The organism is Salinicola sp. MIT1003 (assembly GCF_001858555.1).
Classification (GTDB): domain Bacteria; phylum Pseudomonadota; class Gammaproteobacteria; order Pseudomonadales; family Halomonadaceae; genus Salinicola; species Salinicola salarius.
Map to the genome: position 1 here is coordinate 1 of NZ_MCAP01000050.1, position 1044 is coordinate 1044.

At 62.0% G+C, this 1044-nt stretch carries 1 protein-coding gene; it reads left to right on the forward strand.

Features of this window, described 5'->3' with window-relative positions; genetic code table 11:
* Positions 1 to 100: 100 nt before the first annotated feature.
* The coding region (locus BC443_RS14290) for an IS30 family transposase (RefSeq protein ID WP_247643294.1) at positions 101 to 1044 on the forward strand (944 nt) is incomplete at its 3' end.

Genomic DNA, 1044 nt, shown 5'->3' on the forward strand with positions numbered 1-1044 from the left:
GGCGGTCTCAATGACCAAGTGCAACACGTGAGCCATCAGGTACGGTGTTGCCATGACTTACTGCTATCGCCATCTCTCTGCTGAAGACCGAGCCGCCATCATGATGATGCGAGCCACGCATTCGATCCGGGCCATTGCCACTCACCTGGGGCGTGCGCCGAGCACCGTGTCGCGAGAAATTGCTCGCCATACGGTCGACCCCATCAAGGGCTACGATGCCGGCCTGGCGGGCTATCGGGCTCGTCTGACGCGACATCGGCCACGCCAGCGCCCCAAGCTGCATCCCGACGGGGAGCTCTTCGAGGTAGTGGTCCACTTGCTGCGCAAGTGCTGGTCACCGCAACAGATAGCCCGCACACTGAAGCGCATGTCTCCCAACGATTCACGTCGGCAGGTCTCGCATGAGGCCATCTACAACGCGCTCTATGTGATGCCCCGCGGCAGTCTCAAGAAAGAGCTCATCGCCTGCCTTCGGCAGGGCAACGGCAAGCGTCGCTCACGCAGTCGTGGCAAGGATCGACGCCAGCAGATTCCCGATCTGGTCAGCATCCACATGCGCCCGCCTGAGATCGAAGACCGCCTGATGCCTGGCCACTGGGAGGGTGATCTCATCATGGGTGCCAACAATCGCTCCGCCGTCGGTACGCTGGTGGAACGCACCACACGCTTGGTGATCTTGGCGAAAGTGGATGGCACCACGGCCACGGCGGCGGCCGTTGGCTTCAGCGACAAGCTCAATGAAGTGCCGCGAGCCCTGCGGCTGTCCATGACGTACGACCAGGGCAGAGAGATGATGAAGCATGCCGAGATCACGCAGAAGACCGGGACGGCGATCTACTTCGCTGACCCGCATAGCCCGTGGCAGCGCGGCTCCAATGAGAATACGAACGGGCTGCTGCGGCAGTATCTGCCGAAGGGCACGGATCTGTCGGTCTACAGCCAGGAAGAACTCGATGAGATCGCCGACTCACTGAACACGCGGCCGCGCAAGACGCTCGACTGGCGCACGCCGCTGGAAGTCTACGCCGAGGTGCTCAAGAAATC